The sequence below is a fragment of the Streptosporangium sp. NPDC048047 genome (assembly GCF_040653115.1).
GTDB lineage: Bacteria > Actinomycetota > Actinomycetes > Streptosporangiales > Streptosporangiaceae > Streptosporangium.
The window spans coordinates 83,146-93,368 of the sequence record NZ_JBEZNH010000031.1; the positions used below are offsets into that span (position 1 = coordinate 83,146).

Here is a 10,223-nt window from a genome sequence, read left to right on the forward strand (position 1 = left end):
GGGGCGCGGGCGGGCCGTCACACGTCGGTGACGGTCCACTGGTTGTTGGTGCTGTTGTTGGGGGCCCACATGCCGACGGTGGATCCGGCGGTGGCGTTGCCCATGCCGTCCAGGGCGGTGCCGGTGCCGCGGTTGACGATCTGGTAGCGGCCGTTGCCCAGGCCGGTGAGCTTCCACTGCTGGTTGTTCCCGCCGTTCCAGGTCCCCTGCCGGCACACCGCGCCGTTGGCCGCGTTGCCCCAGCTGTCGGCCACCAGACCGTTGGTACGGTTGACGATCCGGAACCACCCGCCGCCCAGATCCACCAGCTGCCACTGCAGGTTCGCGCTGCCGTCCTGGTTCCACTGCTTGAGATTCGACCCCGACGCGACGTTGCCCCCGCCGTCCAGCACCAGACCGGTGGTGACGTTGGCGATCCGCACGTAGGCCGACGGCGCCGGGCCGGCGGACCCGGTCACGCGGTAGGTGCGGCCGGCCTGGCCGGTCAGCCTGATGACGTCCGTCTCGGGCTTGGTGACGGTGACGGCGCCTCCGGTCGCGGCGTCGACCACCTCGTAGGTCCCGGTGAACATCCGGTTGCGCACGTTGACCGTGCCGTCCCGGTCGAACGCGACGAGGATCTCGGTGGCTCCGCCGGAGCTCCACGTCGCGCCCACGGTGTAGCCGCCGCGGCCCCGGAGCCCCTGCACCTTCCCGCCCGGCCAGGCCGTGGGCAGCGCCGGCAGCACGTGCAGTTCGCCGTTGTGGCTCTGCAGCAGCATCTCCGCGACGCCGGAGGTGGCGCCGAAGTTGCCGTCGATCTGGAACGGCGGGTGCAGGTCGAACATGTTCGGCGCGAGCCGGGCCGTCGTCACCAGGAGGCGGATCAGGGTGTGCGCCCGGTTGCCCTCCTCCATCCGCGCCCAGTAGTTGATCTTCCAGGCTAGCGACCAGCCGGTCCCGTCGTCGCCGCGCAGTTCGAGGGTGCGCCGCGCGGCGTTGTACAGCGAGGGGGTGCCGCGCCTGGTGATCTGGTTGCTGGGGTGCAGGCCGTACAGGTGGGAGATGTGCCGGTGGTTCTGCTCGGTCTCGACCCAGTCGTACAGCCACTCCTGGATGTTGCCGCGCGAGCCGACCTTCATCGGCGGCAGCCGGTCCCGGGCGGCCAGCACCCGGGTCCGGAAGTCGGCGTCGACGCCGAGGACCTGGCTCGCCTGGGCGCAGCCGTTGAACAGGTCGCGCAGGATCTGGTTGTCCATCGTCGGGCCGGCGCACACGCTGGCACCCGAGTGGTGGGGCAGCTCCGGGGAGCTCGACGGGTTCGTCACCAGGTACTTGAGGCTCGGTTCCTCCACGAGCGTGTCGAGGAAGAACTGCGCGGCGCCCTTCATCGCCGGGTAGTACTTCTGGAGGAACCCGGCGTCGCCGGTGAACAGGTAGTGGTCCCAGATCATGGTGGCCAGCCACGCGCCGCCGGTCTGCCACATGCCCCACAGCGCGCCGTCGACGACGGAGGTGGCCCGCCAGGCGTCGGTGTTGTGGTGGGTCACCCAGCCGCCGGCGTTGTACTGCACCCGCGCCGTGCGGGCGCCGGTCACCGTGAGATCGTCGATCATCTTGAACACCGGCTCGTAGCACTCCGCCAGGTTCGTGGTGTCGGCGGGCCAGTAGTTCATCGGCAGGTTGGCGTTGATGGTGTACTTCGAATCCCACGACGGGGTCAGGGAGTCGTTCCAGATGCCCTGCAGGTTGGCGGGCTGGGTGCCCGGACGCGAGGACGAGATCAGCAGGTACCGGCCGTACTGGAACAGCAGCGCCGACAGCTGCGGGTCGTCGGTGTTCGCGTGCCGCGCGATCCGCACGTCGGTCGGCTGGTCGGCCGCGGCGGTGCGGCCGAGGTCGAGGGTCGTGCGGCCGAACAGCCGCTGGTGGTCGGTGACGTGCCGGCCGCGCAGGTCGTCGTAGGTCCTGCCGGTGGCGGCGTCGAGGTGCCGTCGCGCGATGCCCTGGTAGTCGCCGCCGACGTTCCGGTAGTCCACGTAGCTGGACCCGATGGAGACCAGCACCGTCACGCTGTCGGCGCCGGACACCCGGAGCGTCCCTCCGGAGCTGGTGACGGTGCCGCCGTCGGCGACGGCCCTGGCCAGCGCCAGGAACCTGACCGAGCCGGTCTTGCCCTCGAAGTCGCCCGAGACGCCGTCGAGCGCCGCCGTCCGGCCGTCCGGGCTGGAACGCGTCGTCCGCTGGGGGCTGTCGAACGTCGCGCTGAACGTGATGGAGCCGGGCCTGTCGGCGGTCAGGCGGATGGCGATCACCTGGTCCGGCGCGCTCGCGAGCACCTCGCGCCGGTACCGCACGCCGTTCTGCAGGTACGACACCGCCGTGGTGGCCGTGGTCAGGTCCAGGAGGCGGTTGTACTCCGAGACGCCGCTCGTGCCGCCGAAGGCGAGCCGCAGGTTGCCGACGGTCTGGTAGGCGAGCTGGCCCGCGGGGCTGCCGAGCATGTTCTGGTCGATCAGGCTCTGGGCCTGGCTCCACTGGTTCTGGAAGACCAGCTGCCGGATCTGCCCCAGCGCCGCCGCGCCCCTGGTGTTGCTCTGGTCGTACGGCCCGCCGGCCCAGACGGTGTCCTCGTTGAGCTGCAGCCGCTCGGTGTCGACGTTGCCGAACACCATGGCGCCCAGGCGGCCGTTGCCGATCGGGAGGGCGCGCAGCCAGTCGGTGCCGGCGCTTCCGTCGTACCACAGCGCCAGGTCGTTCGCGGCGCGGACCTCCGGGGGAGCCGCCGACGCGGCCCGCGCGGTCGCCGTCCACTGGAACGGCAGCATCGCGGCTCCGGCCCCGGCCGCGCCGTACCACAGCAGCTTCCTTCGCGATAACTCGGACATCTCACTTCTCCCAGCTTGGAAAGGGGTGCGGGGTCACGGGGTACGGCCGAGCAGATGGTCCTTCACCTCGGTCGCGGCGATCCGGTCGCGGGCGGCGGACGGGTCGGAGCACAGCAGCACCGGCGCGTCCCGCGGGTCGCGGGGGAGCAGGCCGTGGGAGCCCCTGACGGCCCGGGCGCCGGCGTCGAGGCCGACGACGTTCATGAGGTACCGCATGCCGGTCTTCTTCCTGAGGAGGGCGACGGCCGCCCTCCGCTTGGCCCGCCCCGGGTCGGCCGGGTCGAAGAGCAGCTCGGCCGGGTCGTAGCCGGGCTTACGGTGGATCTCCACCAGCCGGGCGAAGTCGGGGGCCCGGTCGTCGTCGAGCCAGTAGTAGTAGGTGAACCAGGCGTCCGGGTCGGCGAGCAGCACCAGCTCGCCCGAGCGGGGGTGATCGAGGCCGCAGGCCGCCTTGCCCTCCTCGTCGAGGACCTCGGCCACGCCGGGCAGGGCGGCGCAGAGCTTCGCCACGGCCGGAACATCGGACGGGTCCCGCACGTAGACGTGGGCCGTCTGGTGGTCGGCGACGGCGAAGGCCCGGGAGGTCCACGGGTCCAGATACTCCATCCCGTCCTGGTCGTACACGTGGAGCAGGCCCTCGGCGCGCAGCAGCCGGTTGACGTCCACCGGGCGGGACACGTCGGTGATGCCGTACTCCGACAGCACGGTCACCGTCGTCCCCCGGCCGAGGGCGGTCTCCAGCAGCGGCGCCATCACCCGGTCCAGCTCCGCGGCGGCCGCGGCCGAGCGGGGGTCCGACGACCCGTACCGCTGGAGGTCGTAGTCGAGGTGCGGGACGTAGGCGAGGGTCAGGTCGGGGTCGCGGGTCGTCATGACGTGCCGGGTGGCCTCGCAGATCCACGCCGAGGAGGCGATGCCCGCCCCGGGGCCCCAGTAGGTGAACAGCGGGAACGGGCCCAGGCGCGCGGTCAGCTCGTCGTGGAGTCCGGGCGGGTAGGTGTAGCAGTCCGGCTCCTTGCGGCCGTCCGCGTAGTAGATCGGCCGCGGGGTGACGGTCCAGTCGACGTCGGCGCCCATCGCGTACCACCAGCAGATATTGGCCACCGTGAAGCCGGGCCTGTCCCGGCGCGCGGTCTCCCAGATCTTCTCGCCCTGGACGAGCGCGTTGTGCTGGCGCCACAGCAGCACCTCGCCGAGGTCGCGGAAGTACCACCCGTTGCCCACCACGCCGTGCCCGGCGGGCGGCAGACCGGTCAGGAACGTCGACTGGACGGGGCAGGTGACGGCGGGCAGGACGGGGTCGAGCCGGGCCTGGAAGCCGGTGGCGGCCACGGCACGCAGCCGGGGCATGGACTCCAGCAGGCGGGGCGTCAGCCCGACCACGTCGAGGACGAGTTGCGAGGTCATGTGCGTGCTCCCAGGAGGCATAGCTCGTCGCGGGCGAAGGCCAGCTCGGCGGCGATGCCGTCGGCCAGCCCGGCGGAGGTGCCGGGCCGGTGCGACGGCGGCAGCACGCCCCACGTGTAGGTCTCGACGTCGTAGTGGTCGCACGCCCCCCGGCCGACCAGTTCGGCCAGGGCCTCGCGCAGCACGCCGACGGTCGACGTCAGCGGCGGCTCCGGCCGCATGTGCAGCGGCACGTGGTAGTGCACGCGCCAGGGCGCGGGGAGACCGTCCGCCAGCGCCTCGCCGAGGTCGTCGGCGGCCCCGCCGCCGGGGTTGCGGGCCTGGTGCAGGAAGCGCGGCTCGGCGTACTCCCGCAGCGCCGCGGGCTCGGCCGTCTCCAGGGCGGCCGCCAGCTGGACCTTCACCACCGGCAGGCCGGCCTCCCGCAGGGTGCGCAGCGCGTCGGCGGGCCGCTCCCACGCGCAGGCCAGGTGCGCCAGGTCGAGGCAGACCCCGAGCCGGTCGGTGTCCACGCCGGCCAGGTGGGCGGCGGCCTGCGCGGTCGTCTCGACGACGCAGCCCGGCTCCGGCTCGAACCCGACCCTGATGAAGCGCCCGGTGGTCTCCTCGATGTTCGCCAGGCCGCGGGCGAGTCTGTCGAGGCTCCGGGCGGCCCGCCCGGCCATGGCGGTGTCCCACGGCTCGCGCCAGGCGAGCGGCAGCGTCGAGATCGAGCCGCGCGCCGCGTCGTCCGGCAGCAGGTCGGCCAGGACGCGGGCCAGGTCGAGGGTGTACGCCAGCCGCTCCGGGGCGGTCCAGTCGGGGTGGTAGACGGCGTGCTTGACGACCGGGTCCTGGAACGAGCGGTAGGGGAAGCCGTTGAGCGTCACGACCTCCATGCCCCGGAGGTCCAGTTCGCGGCGCAGCCGCAGGCGGCTCGCCCGGTCGGCCGCCAGCCCGGCCGCCACGGGCGCGGCCAGCCACAGGCCGAGGCCGAGCACGGGCGCGTCCAGGCGTTCGCGGACCGGCACGGCGAACTCGTCGAGCTGTCCGATGATCCCGCCGAGGTCCTCGGCGGGGTGGACGTTCGTGCAGTAGCCGAGGTGCAGGACCCGCCCGGCCGCGTCGCGCAGCCGCATCAGCTCCCCCCGCGCAGGATGGAGCTGCCCTGGAACGCCGGCTTCGCCGGCTCGGCCTCGGACAGGTCGAGCCGCCCGGACTGCCCGAAGAACTCCACGGGGTTGCGCCACATCACCCGGTCCACGTCGTCGGCGTCGAAGCCGGCGTCGAGCATGGCCCGCGCGGTCTCCAGCGTGAGCAGCGGGTCGGAGTCGCCCCAGTCGGCCGCGGAGTTCACCAGCATCCGCTCCAGCCCGTGCCGGCGCAGGATCTCCACCATCCGCGGCGGCGACATCTTCGTGTCGGGGTAGATGGAGAACCCCATCCAGCAGCCGGACTCCCGGACGGGGCCGACGGTGAGCTCGTTGAGGTGGTCGACGAGGACCCGCTCCGGCGGGATGCCCGAGGCGGCCACCACCTCGAGCGTCCGCCGGGTGCCGCCGGCCTTGTCCCGGTGCGGGGTGTGCACCAGCGCCGGCAGGCCGTGCTCGATCGCGAGGTCGAGCTGGCGGGCGAACGCCTCGTCCTCCTCGGGCGTCATCGAGTCGTACCCGATCTCGCCGACGGCGACGACGCCGTCCTTGTCGAGGTAGCGGGGGAGCAGGTCCAGCACCGGACGGCAGCGCGGGTCGTTGGCCTCCTTCGGGTTCAGCGCGATCGTGGCGTGGTGGCGGATGCCGAACAGCCCGGCCCGGTACGGCTCCCAGCCGAGCAGCGAGTCGAAGTAGTCGGTGAACGAGCCGGGGTTGGTACGCGGCTGGCCCAGCCAGAAGGCGGGCTCGACGACGGCGCGGACGCCCGCCGCCGCCATCGCGCGGTAGTCGTCCGTGGTGCGCGACGTCATATGGATGTGCGGGTCGAAGATCCGCATCAGGCCTCCTGCTGCCGGGTCGGGTGATCTGCCGCCCCGCCGGGCCGGACCGGCCGCCGGGTCGGGTGGTCCGCCCCCTGGCCGGGCCGCCCCGGGGACTGTCCGGTGAGACGGCCGGTGAGACGGCCGTTGAGGCGGCCGTTGAGGCGGCCGAGCAGGGCGGAGGCGTCGGGGGGCATGGCGCGGCCGGCGGCGGCGCGTTCGGCGGCGAGCCCGGCGAGCATCGCGGCCAGCTCCCCGTCGGCCCGTCCGTCCAGGTCGTGGACGGCGGCGAGCGGCACCCCGGTGAACACGCACTTGAGCACGGCCTGCCGCCACTCCGCCTGGTCCAGGACCCCGGCGGCCGGGCCGAGCGCGGCGGCCAGCAGCCGGGAGTCGTTGGTGCGGATCGCGTCCCGCAGGAGCGGCGCGGCCCGCACCCCGGCCGGGAGCAGCGGCAGCGCCCTGAGCACGGCCAGCTTCTCCTCGGCGGTCCCCTCGGCGTACAGGACGGGGAGGTGCGCGGCCAGTTCCCGCGGCGGCAGCGCCGCGAGCAGCACGGCGCGGGCCGCCTCGTCGGCCCGCCAGCCGGGCGCCCCGGCGAGCGGCGTCCGGCCCGCGCGGCGCCCGGCGGACGCGAAGTGCCGCCCGATCGTCTCCGGCCGCCGCCCGATCTCCGCGCACGCGTCCGTCACCCATTCCCGGCCGAGTACGGCCCGCAGTTCCCGGGCGTCCATCACCGGCTCCTTTCCGCGGCGGCGTGTTCCGGCACGGCCGCCTCCCCGGTCCGCGGCCTCGCGGCCGTCTTCCCCGTCCTCCGCCCCGCGCCCGTCGCGGCGCGCTCCGCCGTACGGAGGAACTCGATCGAGCGGGCGGCGACCTGCGGCGCCGCGTGCGAGTGCCGGGGCAGCTCGACCGAGACCAGCCCGGTGTAGCCGCAGGAGGCGAGGGCGGCCAGGACCGGCGGGAAGTCGATCTCGCCGTCGCCGAACTCCAGGTGCTCGTGCACGCCCCGGCGCATGTCGTCGATCTGGACGTTCACCAGGTGCCCGGCGACGGACTCCACGCAGTCCGGTACGGGGTCCGGCTCCAGGCAGCGGCAGTGCCCGATGTCGAGGGTCAGCCCGAAGCCCGGGGGGCGGCCGAGCGCGTCGCGCAGCCTCCGCCAGTCCGCGATCGTCGCGACCAGCATCCCGGGTTCCGGCTCGAAACCGAGCGGTACGGTCGCCGTGCTCAGCAGGTGCGCGCAGCCGTCCACGAGCCGCCGCCAGGCCAGGTCCGCGGGGACGGAGGCGGGCCGCACCCCGGCCCACAGCGAGAGGGCCTCGGCACCGAGGTCGGCGGCGACGGCGGCGGCGCGCCGCAGGAGGTCCAGCCGCCGGTGACCGTCGTCGTGCAGCAGGGTGGGGGAGTGCTTGCGCCAGGGGTCGAGCAGGTAGCGCGCGCCGGTCTCGACGACGACGCCGAGCCCGAGGTCGCGCAGCCGGTCGGCGGCGGCCGCGACCCGCCGCGCCGCCCCGGGCGCGTAGGGGTCCAGGTGGTCGTGGTCGAGGGTCAGCGCCACACCGTGGTAGCCGAGGCCGGCGATGACCTCCAGCGCGTCGCCGAGCCGGTGGTCGGCGAACCCGTTGGTGCCGTACCCGAACCGCAGTCCTACCGCCGCCGCGGCCCCGCCCGTCCCGGTGGCGCCCGACGCGGTCGTTCCGGACGTTCCGGTCGTCCCGGCGGTGTCCGACGCGGTCGTTCCGGTCGCCCCGTTGGTGTCCACGCCGGTCATGTCGGGGACACCTTCGTGGCGAGGATCCCGGCCAGCGGCGCGGCCGCCGCCACGGCCAGCCCGGCGCCCTCCGCGCCGGCGTGCGCGGTGAGCGCGCCCTGCAGCGCGGGCAGCGTGGTGATCCCGCTGCCGACGGCCGCCCGGATGTTCGGCGCGGAGGGGTCGGCGGCGGCGCGGGCCTGGGCGAGGCCGAAGCGCGCGGCGTACCAGGCGGCGAGCGCGTTCTGCGTCCACCCCCGGCGGCGGCCGACGGCCGAGGCCAGGGCGAGCGTGGCGGCCAGCGTCCCGGCGGGCAGGTGCGGTCCGGATCCCGAGACCTCGCGCCGGGACAGCAGGGTGAGCAGGTAGGTGTGAGCGCCCACCACCAGGGCGGCGGGCATGGCCGCGGAGAACGCCCCGCCCGCGCGCCCGCCGGGAGCGGCGCCGAGCAGCACGTCGAGCACCCGGCACAGCGCCATCACCGCCGGGCCCGCCGGGGTGTCCTTGGCCGCGAGGTCGTAGGTCCACACCGCCCCCGCCAGGGCCGCCGCGAGCGCGCCCGCCCGCGGCCCCGCGGCCAGCGCCGCCGCCGACACGCCCCCGGCGGTGAGGCCGGCGGCGACGGCCAGCGCCGCGCCGGGGGAGACGCGGCCGGACGGGATCGCCCGCCCGGGGCGCTCGACGGCGTCCACGTGGCGGTCGGCCCAGTCGTTGGCGGCCATGCCGGCCCAGTACAGGCAGACCGACGCGCAGGCCAGCCCGGCCGTGCGGCGGCCCAGCACACCGGCGGCGGCCGCGCCGGCCACCACGTCGCCGGGCACCGACAGCGCCGCCGGCATCCGCACCAGCTCGACGAGGTCCCGCATCGCGATCCGTCCCATCCGAGCTCCGCGGGCCCGGCGGGCCCCGTGGGCCCCGGAGGTTCCGTGGGTCACGCCGCTCACCGCGGCCCTCCGGAGTCCGGCCCGGATCCGGGGCGCAGGCCGCCGGCGAAGCCGCACAGCAGGTTCCACTGGTCGGCCAGGGCGTGCGGGGCCGGTTCGAGCGGATCCTTGAAGAAGAAGGCCAGTTCGGTCAGCGGGCCGGAACGGCCGTGCTCGTGCGCGGCGGCGGTCAGCCGGGCCAGGTCGAGCACGAGGGGCGCGGCCAGTGCCGAGTCGCATCCGTGCCAGGTGAAGTCCAGGCGCATGCGCCGCCCCAGGAAACCCTCGAACGTCACCAGGTCCCAGGCCGTCTTGAAGTCGCCGGCGTCCTCCAGGTAGTCGATGCGGACCTCGCCCTGGGGGACGTACCCGAGCGTCTCCCGCAGCACCTTCCCCTTGCTCGCGGCCTTCGCGGCGTTCGGGCCGGGCTGCGCCAGGTTCGCGCCGTCGCCGCCGCCGAGCAGGTTGATCCCCGACCAGGTCCGCACCCGCAGGTTCCGCATCGCGAACATGGGGGCCAGCATCGACTTCACCAGGGTCTCCCCGGTCTTGCCGTCGTGCCCGGCGTAGGGCACGCCCCGCCGTACGGCCATCCGGTCGAGCGCGGGCAGCCGGGCCCCGGTGGAGGGGGTGAAGTCGACGAACGGGCAGCCCGCGAGGAAGGCGGCGTAGGCCGCCAGCGAGCTGGGCGGCAGCACCGCGCCGTCGTCCGGCCGCGACCCCCGCAGCGCCTCCTCCAGGAGGTCCAGGCGGGCGTGCGCGGGATGCGGCGCGGGCGCCGGCTCGGTCGTCGCGACGTTGACGACGACGACCCGCCGCAGGCCGTGGCGTTTCCGGAACGCCGCGAGGTCGCTCGCCATCAGCGCCGCCGTCTCGGCCTGGTCGCGCGCCGAGGGCAGCGGCAGCACGTCCCGGTCGACCGCGGCCAGCTCCTCCTCCAGCGCCCGCACCGGCCCGCCCGGGAGGACGCCCTCGTCGGCCAGCGCCTGAGCCTTCTTCACCAGCGACACGGCGGCGACGTCGTGCCCGCCGAAGGTCAGGTCGGCCAGGGCCGGCAAAGGGACTCCGGCGAACAGGGGCAGTTCGGTGACGCAGCCGGTCCGGTCGGCCAGCCCGGCCCGGATGGCCAGTGCCCCCACGATGGCGGTCACCGCGACCGAGCCGCGGCAGCCGACCAGCCATACTCCCGTGGTCATCCGAGGCTCCCGGGAGCCGTGTGGACAACGTGATCGGTCCTCATCGTCCGATCCTCCTCGCGTCTGTGTTCGTGTTCTGGAACGTGTCCGCCGGGGCGGTGACCCGCCCCGGCGGAGCCGCGCGGT

General features: G+C 74.7%; 8 protein-coding genes. All 8 read right to left on the reverse strand.

What is annotated here, in order from left to right; all coding sequences use genetic code 11:
• Nucleotides 1–17 precede the first annotated feature (17 nt).
• Genes AB0D67_RS24605 through AB0D67_RS24640 form a run of 8 tightly spaced genes read right to left on the reverse strand, consistent with a single transcriptional unit; the run spans nt 18 to nt 10,097 of the window.
• Nucleotides 18–2,867: a glycoside hydrolase N-terminal domain-containing protein gene (locus tag AB0D67_RS24605; RefSeq protein WP_362940134.1), complete on the reverse strand. Its 2,850-nt coding sequence runs from the start codon at nt 2,865–2,867 to the stop codon at nt 18–20.
• 33 nt (nt 2,868–2,900) lie between these two features.
• The gene (locus AB0D67_RS24610; protein ID WP_362940137.1) at nt 2,901–4,274 is read right to left on the reverse strand and encodes a nucleotide pyrophosphatase/phosphodiesterase family protein; all 1,374 of its coding nucleotides are present in this window, start codon (nt 4,272–4,274) and stop codon (nt 2,901–2,903) included.
• Nucleotides 4,271–5,392, reverse strand: a complete 1,122-nt coding sequence (gene eboE, locus AB0D67_RS24615) for a metabolite traffic protein EboE (RefSeq protein WP_362940140.1) — start codon at nt 5,390–5,392, stop codon at nt 4,271–4,273. The genes AB0D67_RS24610 and eboE overlap by 4 nt, the downstream gene beginning before the upstream one ends.
• Nucleotides 5,392–6,243 carry a TatD family hydrolase gene (locus AB0D67_RS24620; RefSeq protein WP_362940142.1) on the reverse strand — a complete coding sequence of 284 codons (852 nt, stop codon included), beginning with the start codon at nt 6,241–6,243 and terminating at the stop codon, nt 5,392–5,394. Before AB0D67_RS24620 ends, eboE begins: the two co-directional genes overlap by 1 nt.
• Entirely contained in the window at nt 6,243–6,959 is a 717-nt protein-coding gene (locus AB0D67_RS24625; RefSeq protein ID WP_362940144.1) for an EboA domain-containing protein, read from the reverse strand. Before AB0D67_RS24625 ends, AB0D67_RS24620 begins: the two co-directional genes overlap by 1 nt.
• On the reverse strand, nt 6,959–7,999 hold the full coding sequence (locus AB0D67_RS24630) for a sugar phosphate isomerase/epimerase family protein (protein WP_362940147.1): 1,041 nt from the start codon (nt 7,997–7,999) through the stop codon (nt 6,959–6,961). Before AB0D67_RS24630 ends, AB0D67_RS24625 begins: the two co-directional genes overlap by 1 nt.
• Nucleotides 7,996–8,859 (reverse strand): SCO3242 family prenyltransferase, encoded by an 864-nt coding sequence (locus AB0D67_RS24635; RefSeq protein WP_362940150.1) that lies wholly within the window; start codon nt 8,857–8,859, stop codon nt 7,996–7,998. The genes AB0D67_RS24630 and AB0D67_RS24635 overlap by 4 nt, the downstream gene beginning before the upstream one ends.
• 59 nt (nt 8,860–8,918) lie before the next feature.
• Nucleotides 8,919–10,097, reverse strand: coding sequence for an inositol-3-phosphate synthase (locus tag AB0D67_RS24640; protein ID WP_362940153.1), 1,179 nt, complete (start codon nt 10,095–10,097; stop codon nt 8,919–8,921).
• Nucleotides 10,098–10,223: the final 126 nt, after the last annotated feature.

Bases quoted from the DNA above. Each gene is read 5' to 3' on its own strand.
- eboE (WP_362940140.1), bottom strand. From the start codon at position 5,392: ATGCGGCTGCGCGACGCGGCCGGGCGGGTCCTGCACCTCGGCTACTGC.
- AB0D67_RS24640 (WP_362940153.1), bottom strand. From the start codon at position 10,097: ATGACCACGGGAGTATGGCTGGTCGGCTGCCGCGGCTCGGTCGCGGTG.
- AB0D67_RS24630 (WP_362940147.1), bottom strand. From the start codon at position 7,999: ATGACCGGCGTGGACACCAACGGGGCGACCGGAACGACCGCGTCGGAC.
- AB0D67_RS24620 (WP_362940142.1), bottom strand. From the start codon at position 6,243: ATGCGGATCTTCGACCCGCACATCCATATGACGTCGCGCACCACGGAC.
- AB0D67_RS24610 (WP_362940137.1), bottom strand. From the start codon at position 4,274: ATGACCTCGCAACTCGTCCTCGACGTGGTCGGGCTGACGCCCCGCCTG.
- AB0D67_RS24625 (WP_362940144.1), bottom strand. From the start codon at position 6,959: ATGGACGCCCGGGAACTGCGGGCCGTACTCGGCCGGGAATGGGTGACG.
- AB0D67_RS24605 (WP_362940134.1), bottom strand. From the start codon at position 2,867: ATGTCCGAGTTATCGCGAAGGAAGCTGCTGTGGTACGGCGCGGCCGGG.
- AB0D67_RS24635 (WP_362940150.1), bottom strand. From the start codon at position 8,859: ATGGGACGGATCGCGATGCGGGACCTCGTCGAGCTGGTGCGGATGCCG.